The organism is Streptomyces sp. NPDC001315 (genome assembly GCF_042896175.1).
Lineage (GTDB): Bacteria > Actinomycetota > Actinomycetes > Streptomycetales > Streptomycetaceae > Streptomyces.
Map to the genome: position 1 here is coordinate 1546754 of NZ_JBIAWZ010000001.1, position 17881 is coordinate 1564634.

Below are 17881 nucleotides of genomic sequence, written 5' to 3' on the forward strand. Positions count from 1 at the left end.
TCTTCGGCCGGTTCTGCGGCGGGTTTCTTCGGCCGGTTCAGCCGGGGATGGCGGCGGCGAGCAGGTCCACGAAGCTGACGTCCTCGTTCGCGACGCCGAAGACCTCCGCGCGCAGCATGGTCCGCTCGGCCCAGGCGCGATGCGGCTTCACCTCGTTCATCTTGTTCGTGTACGCCGACCTCAGTACACCCCCGCCACCGCGCTCGGGCCGCAGGATGTCGGCCGCGTCGCTGAACTCCTCGTGGCTGACGACGGACAGCGCGTGCACGGCCGGCACGTGGGAGGGGTGGATGCAGGTCTTGCCGAGCAGGCCGTTGGCGTGGTCCAGGGAGATCTCCCGCAGCAGCCCGTCCATCGCGTGCTCTATCAGTATCTCGCGCAGCTCGACGGCCTGTCCCTCCAGGAAGGGGCTGTGCCGCAGCATCGGCTTGAACATGCGCTCCGGGACGCGGAAGTACTCCCACACCGGCCCGGTCACCGTGAAGCCGGTGCCGTCGGCGCGGCCCAGCATGTTCACCACGTCGGCGATCACGGAGGCGACGATCTGGACGTCGTACGCCGTCATGTCGGGGGCCCGGCGCAGGCCGTAGGAGGAGCAGAAGTCGGTCACGCCCAGGCGCAGCGCGAGCACCCGGTCGCGGTACTTGTCGACGGCGCGGGCGATGCCCTCCAGGGTGTCGACGCGCGACTCGCGGTACAGCAGCTCGGGCGACTCCAGCACCGGCATCGCGAACAGACGCCGGCCGCTCGCCGTCTCCGCCGTGGACAGCGCCTCCAGGAAGGGGATGCCGCGCTCCTCGGTGAACTTCGGCATGACGAACCCGGACAGCCGCCGGACGGTGGGGCCGAGGCGTCGGACCAGATCGGGGATCTGCTCGGGGGTACGGACCCGGATGAACAGCAGCGGGAGGTCGGTGCCGGTGCGGGCGTCCAGGTCCGCGAACTGACGGACGAGGTTCTCCTCACCGTGCTCGACGTCCGCGTCGTCGATCGAATCCTCCAGGCACAGCACCATCGAGACCACGCCCCGACCGGCCTGCTTGACGATGTCGTCGGCCAGCTGCGGCCGGGTGGCCGGGCTGTAGAGCGTGGCGCCCAGGGCCGCGGAGAGCAGCCGGGCCGGGGAGTCCGTGGTGAACTCGCACGGCTCCTGGTGGAAGAGGTGCTGCCGCACCTCAGGGGCGATATGCCCGAAATGACGCATTGAACTCCCCCGTGGTGACGGAACGTGGTGTGTATGTGCCGGTCAATGTGCCTGTGAATGTGTCTGTGAAGTGTCTAGAGGTGGCCGGTAATAGTACGTAGGGATCCATGTCGGAGGTTCCCTCCGGGCGTGAAGTTCAGGTAACGCTGACAAACACACTCGGTCACCGTGCTGGTCACCGTGCCGGGGGTCCACCCCGCATTGTCGTGGTCAGGACCGAGAGGGCAGGATGACCGCATGACGCACGCGATGCTGAAGGGGTCGAACGTCCCGGTCGAGGTCACGACGGTGCGCGCCGTGCTGCGCTGGACGCCCGGGCAGGGGGTCCCGGATGTCGACGCCTCCGCGCTGCTCCTCGGCCCCGACGGTCGTGTGCGCTCCGACGAGGACTTCGTCTTCTACAACCAGCCCCGGCACCCCTCCGGGAAGGTCTGGCGGCTCGGCAAGAAGCGGGTCGCCGAGGGCCTCACGGATACGATCCAGACAGATCTCGCCGGTGTCGAGTCCGGCGTCGGTCAGATTCTGCTGGTCGCTTCGGCGGACGGCGTCACCTTCGACCGCGTACGGTCACTGCGCATCCTGCTGTACGACGCCTCGGTCGCCGACGGGGAACCGCTGGCGCATTTCGACGTCAAGCCGGAGACGGGCGAGGAGACCGCGCTGATCTGCGGTGAGCTCTACCGGCGCGGGGAGGGCTGGAAGTTCCGGGCGCTGGGCGAGGGCTACTCGAACGGGCTGAAGGGCCTCGCGACCGACTTCGGCATCTCGGTGGACGAGGCGGAGGCGGTGGAGGAGTCGCAGGCGGTCCAGCCGACGCCGCCCACCACGTCCCAGCCGCTGCCCCCGGAGCAGCCGACGGGCGCCCCCGTTCAGCCGGCGTACGGCTACCCACAGCCGCCCGCGGCGACCCAGCCGGCCTACGGGTACCCGCAGCCGACCAGCCAGCCCGCGTACGGCTATCCGCAGCCGACCAGCCAGCCGGCGTACGGATACCCGCAGCCGGTGGCCGCGGCCCCCGCGACGGAGTTCCGGCTGCCGCCGCAGGGGCCGCAGTTCATCGGGCGCTGAGCGCTGCGCTGGAAGCGCGATGACGAACCCGCGGGCCGGTGGGGGCCGGCCGTGCCCACGCGGCGGAGCCGCATGTCGACACAGCCCCGCGCCCTCGAGGCAGCAGGGGCTCGGAGGGCTCGCCGGTCAGCGCTCGGCCTTCGTCTTGTAGCCCCGCCCCCACTGCAACCCCCACCCGTACAGCCGGTCGAGCTCCGCCTGGAAGCCGTACACGAACTTCACCTCGCGGCGGACGATGAGCTCGTCCTTGACGTTCTCGATCATCACGACCGCGCAGGAGCGGGCCTGGGGGTGGCGTTCGTCGAGGCCGACCTCGATGCGCGGGCCGTTGCTCGGGTACAGGGTGACGATGGCGTGGGTGCGGTCAAAGGCGGGGGTCTGGTCGTAGATGTACACGAACACCAGGAGGCGTTTGATGTCGTCCCGGTGGTCGAGGTTGACGTAGACCGTCTCGCCGGACGCCGAGCCGAAGCGGTCGTCGCCGCTGAGTTTCACGTACGGCGGCGCGTTGACGTCGCCGAGGTAGCCGCCGAGGGGCTGGACCACGCCCTTGGTGCCGTCCTTGAGCTCGTAGAGGCAGCCGAGGTCGAGGTCCACGTTGACCATGCTCTGGCTGTGACCGATCACTTCAGCCGGCCTGAGGGCCTTCAAGGGGTGCCGCAGCAGGCTCTCCCGCTGGGAACCGCCGATGTCGGAGGTCCGCATCCGCCAGGTCAGGTTGATGCGCAGGTTGCCGGTGGCCGCGCCCTGCTTGGTGAGGGAGACCTGGTGGTGCCGTTTGGTCAGTTCGATCGCGTTGCTGGCCGCGCTGCCCGAGTCGAAGTCGGCCTCACGCCCACGCCACAGCCCGTCGAAGAAGCCCATGCCGCCCCCACCCCCACCTTCACGTTCACTCGAAAAGCCGACGGGGCGGCCGGAGGACACGTCCTCGCCGGCCGCCCCGCACTGAGCGTTCCTCACTCAGCTGGTGATCACACCCCGGACGAGACTTCAGCCTTCTCGTCCGAGCCCGCTTTTCCCTCGGCCGCTGCCAGTGCCCGGTTGCGGCGTACGGAGGACCAGAAGGACCAGCCGATCAGGACGACGCCGACGAGGCCGGTGATGACCTCGTTGATCTCGTACTGGATGGTGATCATGAGGAGCACGGCGAGCGCGCCGATCGCGTAGTGGGCGCCGTGCTCGAGGTAGACATAGTCGTCGAGGGTGCCCTGGCGGACCAGGTACACGGTCAGCGAGCGGACGTACATGGCGCCGATACCCAGACCCAGCGCCATCAGCACGATGTCGTTGGTGATGGCGAAGGCACCGATCACACCGTCGAAGGAGAAGGACGCGTCCAGGACCTCGAGGTAGAGGAACATGAAGAACGCGGCCTGGCCCGCGAGGACGATGGCCGGCTTCTTCTTGCCGGTCCGCTCGGCCTCCTCCTCTTCCTCGTGCTCGCGCTCCTCCTCTTCCTCGAGCTTGTCCTCGAAGAAGCCGGAGAGGCCGCCGACCACCATGTAGGTGATCAGGCCCGCGATGCCGGAGATCAGCACCGTCTGCGCCTTGTCGACGTGCGTGCCACCGTGCTGGTGGGCGTGGGTCGCGAAGGTGAAGGAGGTGATCAGCAGGACGATCAGGGCGATGCAGACCGACAGCATGTCGACCTTGCCGAGCTTGGCCAGCGGCCGCTCGATCCAGCGCAGCCACTGGACGTCCCGGTCCTCGAAGATGAAGTCGAGGAAGATCATGAGCAGGAACATGCCACCGAAGGCGGCGATCGCCGGGTGGGCGTCGGTGACGAGCTCCTGGTAGCGGTCCTTGTTGTTGAGCGCGAGGTCGACCGCGTCGATCGGACCGATCTTGGCACTGATGGCGACGATGACGACGGGGAAGACCAGCCGCATGCCGAAGACGGCGATCAGCACACCGACCGTGAGGAAGATCTTCTGCCAGAAGGCATTCATCTTCTTCAGGATTCCGGCGTTGACCACCGCGTTGTCGAACGACAGCGAGATCTCGAGGATGGAAAGGATCGCCACGATGCCGAAGGCCTCCCACCCCCCGTAGAAGACCGCTGCGACCAGGCCGAGCGCGGTAATCGCGAACGACCAGCCGAAGGTTTTCAGAAGCACTGGCTACCCAATCCTGTGTGTACGGGTCTCCCCCGCGCCGTACTCGGCTTTACGAAGTGTTGACCACAGAGTCTAGATGCAGGGGACTCCGGGCAGCATGGTCGGGCCCAGGCGCCCGGAGAATCGCAGGTCCGAGGGGTCCGGCAGCTAGCCACGTGCCTTCACGAAACGTTGACCCCGAAGTCCAGAGCGATGCCTCGCAGACCCGACGCGTACCCCTGTCCCACGGCTCGGAACTTCCACTCGCCCTGGTACCGGTACACCTCGCCGAAGATCATCGCCGTTTCCGTGGAAGCGTCCTCGCTGAGGTCGTAGCGGGCGAGTTCCTGGCCGTCGGCCTGGTTGACGACGCGAATGAAGGCATTGCTGACCTGGCCGAAGGTCTGGCCGCGCTCGTCGGCCATGTGGATGGAGACGGGGAAGGTGATCTTGTCGCACTGGGCGGGCACCTTGGAGAGGTCCACAAGGATCGACTCGTCGTCGCCCTCGCCCTCACCGGTGAGGTTGTCGCCGGTGTGCTCCACGGAGCCGTCCGGGCTCTTGAGCTGGTTGTAGAAGACGAACCACTCGTCGCCCAGCACCCGTCCGTCCTTGCACAGCAGCGCGCTGGCATCCAGATCGAAGGGGGCTCCGGTGGTGGAGCGCGCGTCCCAACCGAGCCCGATCATCACCTGCGTGAGGTTCGGCGCGGCCTTGGACAGGGAGACGTTGCCCCCCTTGGCGAGCGTGACGCCCATGATGCTGGTCCTCCCCTAGGTGGTGCTTCTTCGGTTGTCCTGCGCGTCCGGCGCCACCCGTAAACGGTGCGGCGCCGGACGGGTCTGACGCCTTTGAGGTCGGTCGGCGTCTCGGACGTCGGTCACGCCTTTGACGTCGGTCGCCTCCGAGGCGTCGGTCAGGCCTGAGACGTCGGTCGTGTCTCAGACGTTGACGCCGAAGTCCTGCGCGATGCCGCGCAGGCCCGAGGCGTAGCCCTGACCGATGGCACGGAACTTCCACTCCGGGCCGTTGCGGTACAGCTCGCCGAAGACCATGGCGGTCTCCGTCGAGGCGTCCTCGGAGAGGTCGTACCGCGCGATCTCGGCGCCGCCGGCCTGGTTCACCACGCGGATGAACGCGTTGCGTACCTGGCCGAAGGACTGCTGGCGGTTCTCGGCGTCGTAGATCGAGACCGGGAAGACGATCTTGTCGACGTCGGCCGGGACGCCGGCGAGGTTGACCTTGATCTGCTCGTCGTCGCCCTCGCCCTCACCGGTGAGGTTGTCGCCGGTGTGCTCGACCGAGCCGTCCGGGCTCTTGAGGTTGTTGAAGAAGACGAAGTTGGCGTCATTGCCGACCTTGCCCGACGTGTCCAGCAGCAGTGCGCTGGCGTCCAGGTCGAAGTCGGTACCGGTGGTGGTGCGTACGTCCCACCCCAGGCCCACGATGACCGCGGTCAGGCCCGGGGCCTCCTTGGTCAGGGAAACGTTGCCGCCCTTGCTGAGGCTGACTCCCACGAGTCCTCCATTGGTGTCCAGGGGCGGGGTGCCCCGTCGTGCTGTGACATCGGATCAACGAGTCGATCCTAGTAACGGGTTCCCGCCCCCCGCAGGCCCTGGAGCTGAAGAATCACAGGGTGTCGAGCGCCTTGACGTACTCGTTCAGGTCACGCGCGTCCGGCAGGGCGTTGATGACGGTCCAGCGCACGACGCCCTCCTTGTCGATGACGAAGGTGCCGCGCACCGCGCAACCCTTGTCCTCGGCGAAGACGCCGTAGGCGCGCGAGACCTCGCCGTGCGGCCAGAAGTCGGAGAGCAGCGGGTACTCCAGGCCCTCCTGCTCGGCGAAGACGCGCAGGGTGTGGATGGAGTCGTTGGACACGGCGAGGAGCTGGGTGTCGCGCTCGGAGAACTGCGGCAGGTTGTCACGCAGCTCGCACAGCTCGCCGGTGCAGACGCCGGTGAAGGCGAAGGGGTAGAAGAGCAGGACCACGTTCTTGCTGCCGTGGAAGTCGGAGAGCTTCACGGTCGCGCCGTGGTTGTCCTTGAGCTCGAAATCGGGGGCCTTGTCGCCGACCTGGATCGCCATCGTCGTGCTTCCCTCTCGGTGGGCTGCTCGGGTGAGAGCGCTGAGAACAACGCTGAGAAATCTGCGAACGCTGAGAACACCGAACGCTGAGCACACCCTACGCAGCACGCACGACAGGCCTGCGGACGGGCTGACCTTGACCGTCAGCCCGTCCGGGGGGGGTGGGAGCGGGACTTACTTCTTGGTCTTGGCCGCCTTCGGGGTCAGCAGCCGACTGCCGATCCAGTCCTTGCCCACGCTGACGCTCTTGGAGGCCGACAGCCCCGCCGTCGTCGCGGCTTCCGAGATGTCGCTCGGCTCCACGTAGCCATCACGTCCGGTCTTCGGCGTGAGAAGCAGGATCGCACCGCCCTCTTCGATGTACGTGGTGGCGTCCACCAGTACATCGGTCAGGTCGCCGTCCTCGTCGCGGAACCACAGCACCACGGCATCGGCTACGTCGTCGTAGTCCTCGTCCACCAGGTCGCTGCCGACTACTTCTTCAATGGCCTCGCGGAGTTCCTGGTCTACGTCGTCGTCGTAGCCGATCTCCTGGACCACCTGCTCGGGCTGGAACCCCAGCCTGACGGCAGGGTTCGTCCGCTCCTCCGCGTGGTCCGCGGTCGCGCTCACGGGTTGCCTCCTGATCATGTCTTGGTGAATATCTCAGCCACGCGCGTGCGCGAAGCATTGGCCGTAGTCCACACGGGCGGGGCGGATCGCGCAAGTACCCGGCGGTTCAGACCGCCGAAACGGTGACGATCCGGGCCGTGTCGCCCCAACTCCAGGCACGCCGTCGCGGCCGAGAGTGACCCACACCACACCCTTGTGCCCCCTTTGTCCGTTTGGGAATCCGATGAGGCGGACGCAGATCCGGGTTACCTCTGAGTAGAGATGACGTTTCTCTCCCCGAGGTACACGATGGGGGACGGTGCAGAGATATCGAGAACCCGGGAAAGAACAGCAAAAACAGCCCTCTGACAGGTAAGGAACAGCGTGGCTTCCGGATCCGATCGAAACCCGATCATCATTGGCGGCCTTCCGAGTCAGGTTCCTGACTTCGATCCCGAAGAGACCCAGGAGTGGCTCGACTCCCTGGACGCGGCCATCGACGAGCGCGGCCGGGAGCGTGCCCGGTACCTCATGCTCCGGCTGATCGAGCGGGCCCGCGAGAAGCGCGTGGCCGTGCCGGAGATGCGCAGCACGGACTACGTCAACACCATCCCCACCAGGGCCGAGCCCTTCTTCCCGGGCAACGAGGAGATCGAGCGCAGGATCCTCAACGCGACCCGCTGGAACGCGGCCGTGATGGTCTCGCGCGCCCAGCGGCCGGGCATCGGCGTCGGCGGCCACATCGCCACCTTCGCCTCCTCCGCCTCGCTCTACGACGTCGGCTTCAACCACTTCTTCCGCGGCAAGGACGAGGGCGACGGCGGTGACCAGGTCTTCTTCCAGGGCCACGCCTCCCCGGGCATCTACGCGCGCGCGTACCTGCTGGACCGCCTGAGCGACCAGAACCTCGACGCGTTCCGTCAGGAGAAGTCGAAGGCGCCGTACGGGTTGTCCTCGTACCCGCACCCACGGCTGATGCCGGACTTCTGGGAGTTCCCGACCGTGTCGATGGGCCTGGGCCCGATCGGCGCGATCTACCAGGCCCGCATGAACCGCTACATGCACGCGCGCGGGATCGCCGACACCTCCAGGTCGCACGTGTGGGCGTTCCTCGGCGACGGCGAGATGGACGAGCCGGAGTCGCTGGGCCAGCTGACCATCGCCGCGCGCGAGGGCCTGGACAACCTGACCTTCGTCGTCAACTGCAACCTCCAGCGGCTCGACGGCCCGGTGCGCGGCAACGGCAAGGTCATCCAGGAGCTGGAGTCGGTCTTCCGCGGCGCCGGCTGGAACGTGATCAAGCTGATCTGGGACCGGACGTGGGACCCGCTGCTCGCCCAGGACCGCGACGGCATCCTCGTCAACAAGATGAACAGGACCCCGGACGGCCAGTTCCAGACGTACGCGACCGAGTCCGGCGCGTACATCCGCGAGCACTTCTTCGGGGACGACCAGCGGCTGCGCGCGATGGTCGAGAACATGACCGACGACCAGATCCTGCACCTGGGCCGCGGCGGTCACGACCACCGGAAGATCTACGCCGCCTTCAAGACCGCCGTCGAGCACGAGGGCCAGCCCACGGTCATCCTCGCGAAGACCATCAAGGGCTGGACGCTGGGCCCGAACTTCGAGGGCCGCAACGCCACGCACCAGATGAAGAAGCTGACGGTCGCCGACCTCAAGGGCTTCCGGGACCGCCTGCACCTGCCGATCTCCGACAAGGAGCTGGAGTCCGGCCTGCCGCCGTACTACCACCCGGGTCGCGACTCGGAGGAGATCCAGTACATGCACGACCGGCGCAAGGGGCTCGGCGGGTACGTCCCGACGCGTGTCGTGCGCGCGAAGCCGCTGGCCCTGCCGGACGACAAGACGTACGCGACCGTGAAGAAGGGCTCCGGTCAGCAGTCGATCGCCACGACCATGGCGTTTGTGCGACTGCTGAAGGACCTCATGCGGGACAAGGAGATCGGCAGGCGATTCGTACTGATCGCACCGGACGAGTACCGCACGTTCGGCATGGACTCCTTCTTCCCGAGCGCGAAGATCTACAACCCGCTCGGGCAGCAGTACGAGTCGGTGGACCGCGACCTGCTGCTGGCCTACAAGGAGTCGCCCACCGGGCAGATGCTGCACGACGGCATCTCCGAGGCGGGCTGCACGGCGTCACTGATCGCCGCCGGCTCGGCCTACGCCACACACGGCGAGCCGCTCATCCCGGTCTACGTCTTCTACTCGATGTTCGGTTTCCAGCGCACCGGCGACCAGTTCTGGCAGATGGCCGACCAGATGGCACGCGGTTTCGTCCTGGGCGCGACCGCCGGACGCACGACCCTGACCGGCGAGGGGCTCCAGCACGCGGACGGCCACTCACAGCTGCTCGCCTCGACGAACCCCGGCTGTGTCGCCTACGACCCGGCGTACGGGTACGAGATCGCGCACATCGTGCAGGACGGTCTGCGCCGGATGTACGGCCCGGACAGTGAGGACGTCTTCTACTACCTCACCGTCTACAACGAGCCCATCCAGCACCCGGCCGAGCCGTCGGACGTCGACGTGGACGGCATCGTCAAGGGCATCCACCGCGTCGCCGTCGGCTCGGCGGGCTCTGTTCCGGCGCAGATCATCGCGTCGGGCGTGGCCGTTCCGTGGGCGCTGGAGGCGCAGCGGTTCCTGGCCGAGGAGTGGAACGTACGCGCCGACGTCTGGTCGGCGACCTCCTGGAACGAGCTGCGGCGCGAGGCCGTGGAGGTCGAGCGGCACAACCTGCTGCACCCGGAGGAGGAGCAGCGCGTGCCGTATGTGACGCAGAAGCTGAGCGTGGCCGAGGGACCGTTCGTGGCGGTTTCCGACTGGATGCGCTCGGTTCCGGACCAGATCGCCCGGTGGGTGCCGGGGACGTACCAGTCGCTCGGCGCCGACGGGTTCGGCTTCGCGGACACCCGTGGCGCGGCCCGGCGGTTCTTCCACATCGACGCGCAGTCGATCGTGGTGGGGGTGCTGACCGAGCTGGCGCGCGAGGGCAAGGTCGACCGGTCGGTCCTGAAGCAGGCCATCGACCGGTACCAGCTGCTCGACGTCGCGGCGGCGGATCCGGGGGCGGCCGGAGGCGACGCGTAGCGCGGCGCGGCCTGAGCGGGTGAAGGGCGGCGGGGCTCGTGGTCCCGCCGCCCTTTGCGCGTTCCTTACGATGCGGTCATGCAGGAACAATCGGCGCAAGCCCGCTGGGAGCAGCGCACCCAACGGCCGCTGCTGGCCCTCGCCGTGCTGTTCGCCGTCGCCTACGCCGTGCCGATCGTGGACAGTTCGGCCGGGCACTCGCTGACGGCCGCGTGCACGATGACCGAATGGGTGGTGTGGGGGGCGTTCGCCGCCGACTATCTGGTGCGGCTCGCGACAGCGCCGCACCGCCGGGAGTTCGTCCGCACACACTGGCTGGACCTGTGCGCGGTGGTGCTGCCGATTCTCCAGCCGCTGCGGCTGCTGCGGCTGGTGGCGACGCTGACGCTGGTGGGGCGGCGGGCGCGGATGGCCTCGCAGATCCGGCTGACGACGTACGTCGCCGGGGCGGTCGTCGGGCTGCTGATGTTCGGGTCGTTGGCCGTGCTGTCGGTGGAGCGGGAGTCGCCGAACGGGAACATCCGGACGCTGGGTGACGCGGTGTGGTGGTCCTTCACGACGATGACGACCGTCGGATACGGGGACCACGCGCCGACCACCGGACTGGGGCGGATGCTGGCCGTGGGGCTGATGCTGTCCGGGATCGCCCTGCTGGGTGTGGTGACCGCGAACATCGCCGCCTGGTTCATCGCGCGGTTCGAGAAGGACGATGTGGAGGAGCGGCGGCAGACGGAGGCGATCGAGAAGCTGGCGGAGGAGGTCCGCGCGCTTCGGGAGGAGGTCGCGGAGTTGGCCCGTGCGGGGGGCTTGCCGGAGAGGGTCGGGGAGGAGCAGCCCCGCTGACCTGCTGACCGGCGCCGGGGCGGGGGTGGGGCGCGCAACCCTGCGCCTGCGGGGTGCGCCCGCGCCCACCCTCCCCCAGCGGCTGTGCCGGTTACAGCAGGCCGTTGCCCGGACCTGCCGCTCCTGCCAGCCAGATGATCGCCAGCAGGGTGTCTATCGACCCCAGTACGAAGGCGATCAGGGCCGGGATCGGGCGGGTGCCCGACAAGGTGCGGCCCATGGCGAGCCAGCCGCAGACGATCGCCGCGGGGCCGAGGATGATCCCCAGCACGAAGAAGCCGGCGACCGCGCAGATGACTCCGATGATTCCGAGCGTTGCGCGATCCGGCCCGGTCCGTGACCCCATCCGGCCACGTGAGCGGGGGTACCTGCGCGTTCCGTGTCCGAAGCCCGCCATCATCAACTCCCAGAACCCCGGGGTGAGTTGGTTGTGTGTCGGGGTCCGGTGGTGCGAGTACCCCCGATACGGGCTTCAAGTCCTCGGCCCACGGGCCTCGGCGCGCTGTCCCCCTCCGGCAGCGCGCCGCAGCCCGGGCCTCCCTCCGTGGTGTACGAACTTGCCTGTGGAACATGCCGTACCGGAGGGCTTGACCCACTGTGACGTGCGGCGCGTACCGGTGGACAGGGATCTTGAGCGTTGTCACCCTGATAGGGGACCCAAGTTGAAATCCCGTCAGAGTTCCGCTAGATGTGCGCCGCTCCCGCGCCCGCCTCCGCGTTCTCACCGCGCTTGGTGAGCAGGGCGACGAAGACCGCCACCACCGCCACGCCGGCGGCGACGAGGGACGCCAGGCTCATGCCGGAGATGAAGGTGTCGTGCGCGACGTCCGTGATCTTCGCGGCGATCGCCTCCGGGGTGCCCTTGGCCACCGGCGCCACACCGACCTGGACCGCCTCGGAGGCCTGGTCCAGCTGGGTCGGGGTGAGCTGCGGAAGCCCGGCGTCCTTCCAGTTGGCCGGGAGGTCGCTGTCGACCTTGGACGCCATCACGGCGCCGAGGACGGCCGTGCCGAGGCTGCCGCCGATCTGCATCGCCGCCTGCTGGAGGCCGCCGGCGACACCGGAGAGCTCCATCGCGGCGTTGCCGACGATGACCTCCGTGGCGCCGACCATGACCGGCGCGAGGCCGAGGCCCAGCAGGGCGAACCAGAGGGACATGGCGGCGCTGCCGGTGTCCGTCTCCAGCGTGGACATGCCGTACATGGCGAGCGCGGTGGCCGCCATGCCGCCGGCCAGCGGGATGCGCGGGCCCAGCTTGGTGATCATCGCGCCGGCCAGCGGCGAGCCGACGATCATCATGCCGGTGAGCGGCAGCAGGTGCAGGCCGGCGTCGATCGGGCTCATGCCGTGCACGTTCTGCAGGTAGAACGTCACGAAGAACAGGCCGCCCATGAAGGCGATGGCCATCAGGACCATCAGGACCACGCCCGCCGACAGCGGGACCGAGCGGAACAGCGCCAGCGGGATGAGGGGTTCCTTGACCTTCGTCTCCCAGACGGCGAACGCCGTGAAGAGCACGACGGAGCCGAGGATGAAGGCCCATGTCCTTCCGTCGCCCCAGCCCCACGCCGGCGCCTTGATCAGGGCCCAGACCAGGCAGAACATCGCACCGGAGAGCAGCGCGATGCCCAGGATGTCGAAGGAGCGCGGGGCGTTCTCGGCGCGGTGGTCGAGCAGGATCAGGACGCCCAGGACGAGGGCGACGATGCCGACCGGCACGTTGATGAAGAACACCGACTGCCAGCTGACGTGCTCGACGAGCACACCGCCGAGGATCGGGCCCCCCGCCGTGGAGGCACCGATGACCATGCCCCAGATGCCGATGGCCATGTTGAGCTTCTCGGCCGGGAAGGTGGCCCGCAGCAGGCCGAGCGCGGCCGGCATCAGCAGCGCGCCGAACAGGCCCTGGAAGACGCGGAAGGTGACGACGAGCGCGATGCTGTCGGACAGGCCGATGGCGCCCGAGGCGGCGGCGAAGCCGACCACGCCGATCAGGAAGGTCTGCCGGTGGCCGAAACGGTCACCGAGCTTGCCCGCGGTGATCAGGGAGACCGCGAGGGCGAGGAAGTAACCGTTGGTGATCCACTGGACCTGGGCGAAGGTGGCGCCGAGGTCCTTCTGGATCGCCGGGTTGGCGATGGCCACGATGGTGCCGTCGAGGGCCACCATCATGACGCCCACAGCGACGGTTATGAGGGTGAACCACGGGTGGCCGCGCAGCCCCTTGGCCGGCGGCACGTCCGACGGGGCTGCAGGCGCCTTGTCCCCCGGCCCCGTCGTGTCGATGGTCTGACTAGTCATGCGCCCCACGCTAGTGACAGCCGCTGACAATTGACAATCGAGTTCACAAGTCGGTAACTGTCACGCCCCGCACCGAACAGACAGGAGTCACCCATGGACACGGCGACGGCACCGGGGCTGCGCGAGCGCAAGAAGCGGCGCACCCGGGGCGCGCTGCTGCGGGCCGCCCTGGAACTGTTCACCACGCGTGGGTACGAGGAGACCACCGTCGACGAGATCGCCGCGTCCGTCGACGTCTCGCAGCGCACCTTCTTCCGCTACTTCGCCGGCAAGGAGGAGGCCGCGTTCGCCGTCCAGAAGATGGTGGAGGCGCACTTCGTCGCGCTGGTGGGCGCGCGGCCGCCGCACGAGGCCCCGATGGAGGCCATGCGCAAGGCCGTCCTCGACGGCTGGGACACCCTCAGCGAGGCCATCGCGGCCGTCGCCCCCGTCGAGCTGTACGTGCGCATGTACCGGACGATCGAGTCGACGCCCGCCCTGCTCGCCGCCCATCTGCGCCGCTCCGTGGAGACGGAGGAGAAGATCGCGCGCGTGCTCGCCGAGCGCGAGGGTCTCGACGTGGACGCCGATCCGCGGCCGCGCCTCGCGGTGGCCGTCTTCGGCGGGGTGATACGGGTGACGGAACGTCAGTGGAGCACGGGTGCGGACTTCAGCCCGGAGGCGATCAGGGAGTTGACCGCCGCGTACCTCGATCAGGTCGGACCGGCGCTCACCGGGCACTGGCGCGCCCCCTGATTCCATCGTCTGAGGTCATCGTCACGTTCATCGAAACGTGATCCCTGTCACTCGGTTAACGCGAGACCCTCTCGTTCTCCTAGTGTGTCCTCCCAGTGACTTCCTTCGACACCTCCCCGCAACTCAACGTCTGGCGCGCACTGCTCGCTCTGGCCGTTGTGTTCGTGATGCTGGCGACCACCGGCTGGACCGCTCTGCGCCAGCACCGGGAGACCTCCGCCCTCCAGATCTCGCTGACGGCATGGCAGCAGGGCAGCGTCGACGGGCACCGGCTGCCGGACCCGCACGCGGCCCCCGACCGCCTCTCCCGGTTCTTCGCCTCGCTCACCGCACAGCAGCGCAACCGGCTCGCACATCGCTACCCGCTCGCGGTCGGCAACATGAACGGCGCCCCCGTCAAGCTCCGCTACCGCGCCAACCGTGTCGCGCTCGACCAGGCCCGCGAGGTCGAGAGCGAACGCATGCACGACAGCAGGCTCAGTCCGGCCGGGCAGCAGGAGGCGGGGCGCCGTATGCACCGCTTCGAGTCGATGATGAGCGGTGGCCGCCAGATCCTCGCCTTCGACCCGGAGGGCTCCGGCCGCGCCGCCGAGGTGCTCGGGGACCTCGACGAGGCCGAGCGGATCTCGGTCGTCGTCCCCGGCGTCGACACCGACCTGCTCACCTTCCAGCGCACGAACCGCCAGTACTCGGCACCCGTCGGCATGGCCACGTCCCTCTACGCCGCCGAGCGCGCGGCGAGCCCCACGACCCGTACGGCCGTGATCGCCTGGGCCGACTACACGGCACCCGCCGGACTCGGCATCGACTCGGCCACCGCGATGCGCGCCGAGGACGGGGCCGTCCGGCTGAACGCGTTGCTGCGTGCGCTGCCCGGCGGCTCGCCGGTCTCCATGTTCTGCCACAGCTACGGCTCCGTGGTCTGCGGGGTCGCCGCGCGCGGCATGCCGCGCCGGGTGACCGACATAGCCGTGGCCGCCAGCCCGGGCATGCGGGTGGCCAGTGCCTCGCACCTGGGCACCTCCGCCCAGGTGTGGGCGATGCGGGACGCCGACGACTGGGTGCAGGACGTGCCGTACCTGGAGGTCGGGGGCCTCGGTCACGGCGCCGACCCGGTGTCCGCCGCGTTCGGTGCGCGGGTGCTGTCGGCGCGGGACGCGAAGGGTCACAGCGGCTATTTCGAGCCGGGCACGGACAGCCTGCGCAACCTCGCCGACATCGGCGCCGGCGTGTACCAGGCGGTCGAGTGCGCACACGACGATGACGGGTGCCGGGCGGGTCTGCCCGGCAAGGCGACGGCAGGACGCGCGTAGAGGCGCAGAAACTGCGGTCTGCCCGGGGAGGCGACGGAGGAGCGCATGCCGCATACGATGAGCCGCATGGGTGACGTACTGGCCGGATTTCATGCCGTCTGGGAGTTCGACTCCGACTCCGTGCTCATCCGCTACGAACGGGGGATGCGAACACCCAAGCTGTTCCAGGCGCTGGGCGAACGACGCATCCCCCTCACGGCGATCGAGGGGGTGACCCTGACCCCCGGCAAGCGCGGCACCGTGGTCCTGCGCGCCGAGCCCCGGCCGGGTGCCGACCCGCTGATGGAGGCGGCCGCCGGACAGCTCAAGGAGGGCGCCGATCCCTACCGGCTCGTACTGCCGGCCGAGCGCGAGACGCTCGCCGAGTACTACGCCGACGAGCTGCGCGACCGGCTGACCGAGTCCGGACCGGCCGACCGCCATCTGGTGCCCGCGCCCGAGCCGCCCCGGCAGTTCAAGGCGTACGACGCGAAGGTGTCCTTCGACGGCCGGACGGTTTCCTTCCGCTGGTTCTGGACGGGCGCGTCGTCGGCGAAGTGGAAGGCCGGCGACCAGAGCTTCCCGGTCACCGGCCTCGCCGGGGTCGAGTGGCGTTCCCCCGAGGTCTTCGAGGGGCATCTACGGCTGCTGCGGCGCGACGCGACGGCACAGCAGCCCGCGCAGGCCGATCAGGATCCGGCGGCGGTGGTGTTCGGGCTGGGATACGGGCCCGTGCACGAATCGCTGCCGTTCGCCGCCACGGTGCTGGCGGCGGTACGGTCCAGCGCGCCGGTGCCTGCGGTTTCCGCGGCTGCCCCGCGCCGCGATCCCGCCGACGTCGCCGAGCGGATTCGGCAACTTGGGGAACTGCACCGGGCGGGGCTGGTCACGGACGAGGAATTCTCGGTGAAGAAGGCGGAGTTGCTGGCGGAGCTGTGATTGCTCCCGGACTACTCCCGGCCCGCCGACGCGAAGGACATGTCCGGGTAGCGCGTGCCCGCCACCTTGTCCGCGATCGGCTCCAGCAGGGCCAGTTCGTCGTCCGTCAGGACGATTCGCGTCGCCGCCACGTTCTCCTCCACCCTCGCGCGCCTCGTCGTGCCCGGGATCTGCACCACCGGCAGGCCGTGCACCGTCGAGCGCTGCTGGACCCAGGCCAGCGCGATCTGGGCGAGGGACGCGCCGTGGGCCTCCGCGACCGTGCGGATCGGCTCCAGGAGGGCCGCGTTCGCAGCCGCGTTCTCGCCGTGGAAGCGGGGCATCGTACGGCGGACGTCGTCGTCCGACAGGTCCTTCGCGGCGTCGGAGAAGCCGCCCGTGAGGAAGCCGCGGCCGAGCGGCGAGTACGGCACGAGGGCCACGCCCAGCTCGGCGGCGGCCGGCACCACCCGGGCCTCGATGTCCCGGCTGAACAGCGACCACTCCGACTGCACGGCGGCGATGGGGTGCACGGCGTGCGCCGCGCGCAGCTCGTCGGCCGTGACCTCGCTCAGGCCGAGATGCCTGACCTTCCCCGCGCGCACCAGCTCGGCCATCGCGCCGACGGTCTCCTCGATCGGCACGTTCACATCGCGCCGGTGCATGTAGTAGAGGTCGATGACGTCGACGTCGAGGCGTTCGAGGCTGCCCTCGACGGCCTGGCGGACGTACGGCGGGTCGTTGCGGATGATCCGCTTGCTGCGGTCCCCGGTCGGCACCCGGACACCGAACTTGGTCGCGATCACGACCTCGTCCCGGTGCGCCTTGAAGAACGGTGAGAGGAAGCGTTCGTTGGCGCCGTCGCCGTATCCCTCCGCGGTGTCGTAGAGCGTGACGCCCAGCTCCAGCGCGCGTTCCAGGGCGGCACGCGATTCCTGCGCGTCGGGCGTGCCGTACGCCCAGCTCATGCCCATGCAGCCGAGTCCCTGAACGCCGGCCTCGGGGCCGCCGTCACCGAGCCGTGCCGTGGGAATCCTGCCGTCGGTCATCCTGCCCGCTCCGTTTCGTAGACGCGCCCGGCGTCCGAGTAGAAAGTGATCTTCCGGTCGAGCACGGCGAGCGTGTCCCGGAGTTCGGCGATCCGCGCCTGGACGTCCCGCCGGGTCGCCTCCAGGAGGTCGCGCCGCTCGTCGTAGGTGTTCTCGCCCTCGCGCACCAGTTCCGCGTACCGGACCATGTCGGCGACCGGCATGCCGGTCAGCCGCAGCTTTCCGACGAGGTCGAGCCAGTCCAGGTCGCGATTGCTGTAGCGGCGCTGGCCGGTGTGCGAACGGTCGATGTGGGACATCAGGCCGATCCGCTCGTACCAGCGCAGGGTGTGCGCGGTCAGACCGGTGAACGCGACGACTTCGCTGATCGTGTACGTGTCCTGGCCGTCGGGGCGCGGATGCCCGGGGGGCGGGGCGGAGCAGGTGTCTACGGGTGCGGGTGCTGGGCCTTGCTCGGTGGCCGCGGGCGTGGTCTGCATCACCGTCATGGCCTCCACGCTATGGCCTTCGAGTGCACTCCAAGCAAGCGGAAAAGGTAAGAAATCCACGGGACGTGGCGTGATCAGGGTGGTTAGCGTG

General features: G+C 68.9%; 17 protein-coding genes. 6 read left to right on the forward strand and 11 right to left on the reverse strand.

Annotated features, from left to right (window positions below; genetic code table 11):
* Positions 1-37: 37 nt before the first annotated feature.
* A complete protein-coding gene (locus tag ACFY16_RS06845; RefSeq protein WP_390645992.1) occupies positions 38-1204 on the reverse strand; it encodes an HpcH/HpaI aldolase/citrate lyase family protein in 1167 nt (388 codons plus the stop codon).
* Between the two features lie 237 nt (positions 1205-1441).
* Here ACFY16_RS06845 and ACFY16_RS06850 point away from each other — a divergent pair, with 237 nt between their 5' ends.
* A complete protein-coding gene (locus ACFY16_RS06850) occupies positions 1442-2272 on the forward strand; it encodes a TerD family protein (protein WP_390645993.1) in 831 nt (276 codons plus the stop codon).
* A gap of 126 nt (positions 2273-2398) precedes the next feature.
* On the opposite strand, the gene ACFY16_RS06855 is transcribed toward ACFY16_RS06850, so the two are convergent.
* From ACFY16_RS06855 to ACFY16_RS06880, 6 genes are all read right to left on the reverse strand, one after another.
* A complete protein-coding gene (locus tag ACFY16_RS06855; protein WP_390645994.1) occupies positions 2399-3136 on the reverse strand; it encodes a Tellurium resistance in 738 nt (245 codons plus the stop codon).
* Positions 3137-3243: 107 nt separating this feature from the next.
* The gene (locus tag ACFY16_RS06860; protein WP_390645995.1) at positions 3244-4389 is read right to left on the reverse strand and encodes a DUF475 domain-containing protein; all 1146 of its coding nucleotides are present in this window, start codon (positions 4387-4389) and stop codon (positions 3244-3246) included.
* Positions 4390-4550: 161 nt separating this feature from the next.
* On the reverse strand, positions 4551-5126 hold the full coding sequence (locus ACFY16_RS06865; protein WP_390645996.1) for a TerD family protein: 576 nt from the start codon (positions 5124-5126) through the stop codon (positions 4551-4553).
* Between the two features lie 183 nt (positions 5127-5309).
* Positions 5310-5885 (reverse strand): TerD family protein, encoded by a 576-nt coding sequence (locus tag ACFY16_RS06870; protein ID WP_390645997.1) that lies wholly within the window; start codon positions 5883-5885, stop codon positions 5310-5312.
* Positions 5886-5997: 112 nt separating this feature from the next.
* A complete protein-coding gene (locus ACFY16_RS06875) occupies positions 5998-6456 on the reverse strand; it encodes a peroxiredoxin (RefSeq protein WP_390645998.1) in 459 nt (152 codons plus the stop codon).
* A gap of 174 nt (positions 6457-6630) precedes the next feature.
* Positions 6631-7068: a DUF3052 domain-containing protein gene (locus ACFY16_RS06880; protein ID WP_351147379.1), complete on the reverse strand. Its 438-nt coding sequence runs from the start codon at positions 7066-7068 to the stop codon at positions 6631-6633.
* A gap of 363 nt (positions 7069-7431) precedes the next feature.
* Here ACFY16_RS06880 and aceE point away from each other — a divergent pair, with 363 nt between their 5' ends.
* The gene (gene aceE, locus ACFY16_RS06885; RefSeq protein WP_390645999.1) at positions 7432-10164 is read left to right on the forward strand and encodes a pyruvate dehydrogenase (acetyl-transferring), homodimeric type; all 2733 of its coding nucleotides are present in this window, start codon (positions 7432-7434) and stop codon (positions 10162-10164) included.
* 78 nt (positions 10165-10242) lie between these two features.
* A complete protein-coding gene (locus ACFY16_RS06890; RefSeq protein WP_390646000.1) occupies positions 10243-11007 on the forward strand; it encodes a potassium channel family protein in 765 nt (254 codons plus the stop codon).
* 91 nt (positions 11008-11098) lie between these two features.
* On the opposite strand, the gene ACFY16_RS06895 is transcribed toward ACFY16_RS06890, so the two are convergent.
* A complete protein-coding gene (locus ACFY16_RS06895) occupies positions 11099-11407 on the reverse strand; it encodes a small hydrophobic protein (protein WP_390646001.1) in 309 nt (102 codons plus the stop codon).
* Positions 11408-11691: 284 nt separating this feature from the next.
* A complete protein-coding gene (locus tag ACFY16_RS06900; protein ID WP_390646002.1) occupies positions 11692-13308 on the reverse strand; it encodes an MFS transporter in 1617 nt (538 codons plus the stop codon).
* Between the two features lie 93 nt (positions 13309-13401).
* Between ACFY16_RS06900 and ACFY16_RS06905 the strand changes: the two genes are divergently transcribed.
* The 3 genes from ACFY16_RS06905 (at position 13402) to ACFY16_RS06915 (ending at position 16274) form a co-directional block, all read left to right on the forward strand.
* Entirely contained in the window at positions 13402-14043 is a 642-nt protein-coding gene (locus ACFY16_RS06905) for a TetR family transcriptional regulator (protein WP_390646003.1), read from the forward strand.
* 95 nt (positions 14044-14138) lie between these two features.
* Positions 14139-15356, forward strand: a complete 1218-nt coding sequence (locus ACFY16_RS06910) for an alpha/beta hydrolase (RefSeq protein WP_390646004.1) — start codon at positions 14139-14141, stop codon at positions 15354-15356.
* 45 nt (positions 15357-15401) lie between these two features.
* Complete coding sequence (locus ACFY16_RS06915; protein WP_390646005.1) at positions 15402-16274, forward strand: DUF4429 domain-containing protein; 873 nt, start codon at positions 15402-15404, stop codon at positions 16272-16274.
* Between the two features lie 11 nt (positions 16275-16285).
* On the opposite strand, the gene ACFY16_RS06920 is transcribed toward ACFY16_RS06915, so the two are convergent.
* Positions 16286-17302: an aldo/keto reductase gene (locus ACFY16_RS06920; RefSeq protein ID WP_390646006.1), complete on the reverse strand. Its 1017-nt coding sequence runs from the start codon at positions 17300-17302 to the stop codon at positions 16286-16288.
* On the reverse strand, positions 17299-17790 hold the full coding sequence (locus ACFY16_RS06925; RefSeq protein WP_390646007.1) for a MerR family transcriptional regulator: 492 nt from the start codon (positions 17788-17790) through the stop codon (positions 17299-17301). The genes ACFY16_RS06920 and ACFY16_RS06925 overlap by 4 nt, the downstream gene beginning before the upstream one ends.
* Between the last annotated feature and the right edge of the window lie 91 nt (positions 17791-17881).

Excerpts from the sequence above, each read along its gene's own strand:
- ACFY16_RS06845 (WP_390645992.1), bottom strand. The coding sequence starts at position 1,204 with ATGCGTCATTTCGGGCATATCGCCCCTGAGGTGCGGCAGCACCTCTTC.
- ACFY16_RS06850 (WP_390645993.1), top strand. The coding sequence starts at position 1,442 with ATGACGCACGCGATGCTGAAGGGGTCGAACGTCCCGGTCGAGGTCACG.
- ACFY16_RS06855 (WP_390645994.1), bottom strand. The coding sequence starts at position 3,136 with ATGGGCTTCTTCGACGGGCTGTGGCGTGGGCGTGAGGCCGACTTCGAC.
- ACFY16_RS06865 (WP_390645996.1), bottom strand. The coding sequence starts at position 5,126 with ATGGGCGTCACGCTCGCCAAGGGGGGCAACGTCTCCCTGTCCAAGGCC.
- ACFY16_RS06875 (WP_390645998.1), bottom strand. The coding sequence starts at position 6,456 with ATGGCGATCCAGGTCGGCGACAAGGCCCCCGATTTCGAGCTCAAGGAC.
- ACFY16_RS06890 (WP_390646000.1), top strand. The coding sequence starts at position 10,243 with ATGCAGGAACAATCGGCGCAAGCCCGCTGGGAGCAGCGCACCCAACGG.
- ACFY16_RS06895 (WP_390646001.1), bottom strand. The coding sequence starts at position 11,407 with ATGATGGCGGGCTTCGGACACGGAACGCGCAGGTACCCCCGCTCACGT.
- ACFY16_RS06900 (WP_390646002.1), bottom strand. The coding sequence starts at position 13,308 with ATGACTAGTCAGACCATCGACACGACGGGGCCGGGGGACAAGGCGCCT.
- ACFY16_RS06905 (WP_390646003.1), top strand. The coding sequence starts at position 13,402 with ATGGACACGGCGACGGCACCGGGGCTGCGCGAGCGCAAGAAGCGGCGC.
- ACFY16_RS06915 (WP_390646005.1), top strand. The coding sequence starts at position 15,402 with ATGCCGCATACGATGAGCCGCATGGGTGACGTACTGGCCGGATTTCAT.
- ACFY16_RS06920 (WP_390646006.1), bottom strand. The coding sequence starts at position 17,302 with ATGACCGACGGCAGGATTCCCACGGCACGGCTCGGTGACGGCGGCCCC.
- ACFY16_RS06925 (WP_390646007.1), bottom strand. The coding sequence starts at position 17,790 with ATGACGGTGATGCAGACCACGCCCGCGGCCACCGAGCAAGGCCCAGCA.